We start from the raw sequence: 883 nt of genomic DNA, 5'->3' as shown, positions 1-883 counted from the left end.
TCAGGCGGTGAATGCATCACCACTTTCGACCAGGAGAAGTAGTGAAGCAAACCCGCCGAACGAAATACAGTGCCATCAAACCGATTGCGCTTGAACACATCGCCAACGGGGCATCAGCAAGCGCAGTTGGACGTGAGTTAGGGATACCCTCACCAACAGTCAGGCGGTGGGCGCGACAAGCCGGAATTGAGATCCAGCACCAATCGCACTACCCGAAGGTCTCGATGATGCATAAGCATCGCGTGATCTACGAGATGCTTATGGCCGGCACATATAGTGTTGCCGAGATTGCTGCGCAGGCCGGGGTGTGCACATCCACGGTGTATAACCGGCGGGCTAGTTTAACCACTATGAATACCCGCAGTCGGATAACACCTGGTGATGTATCTCGTGTTGGTACTGGTCGGCGGCTAGGGCTGGCCGAACGCTTACTTATTGCCGATTGCCTGCGAGCAGGGCATTCGCACCGGCGTATCGCCCAGATAGTCTGTCGTAGTCAATCCACTATCAGTCGTGAAATCGCACGCAACAGCGTCGATGGTATCTACGATGCCTATCACGCTGATCAGGCCAGCCGCGGGCGTCTTGCTCGCCCAAAGCCGCGCAAACTCGATGACAATCGATTCTTACGCGCCCAGGTTGTTGGTCTGCTCAACCGTGGCGCCTCGCCGCGTCAGGCCAGTGACAGGTTGGCTGCACTGTGGGGTGATAATACGTCCATGACTATTAGCCACGAGTCGATTTACCAGGCCCTTTACGTACAAGGGGCAGGCAGCTTGCGCAAAGAACTTGTGTTTGAAAAGTCCTGCCGGACTACCCGGCCAGGGCGTAAACCCCGCTCGCTTCTCGCAGGGGTGCCCAAGCCACGTGGAAAACGCTGGAC

At 56.6% G+C, this 883-nt stretch carries 1 protein-coding gene; it reads left to right on the top strand.

Features of this window, described 5'->3' with window-relative positions; all coding sequences use genetic code 11:
• Positions 1-41: 41 nt before the first annotated feature.
• On the top strand, positions 42-883 hold an 842-nt coding region (locus tag CRD20_RS11265), incomplete at its 3' end, for a helix-turn-helix domain-containing protein (RefSeq protein ID WP_187404675.1).

Origin of the sequence: Corynebacterium sp. LK33 (assembly GCF_014334955.1) — a bacterium.
GTDB classification, from domain to species: Bacteria; Actinomycetota; Actinomycetes; order Mycobacteriales; family Mycobacteriaceae; genus Corynebacterium; species Corynebacterium jeikeium_D.
This window is presented reverse-complemented; position numbering and strand designations above follow the sequence as displayed.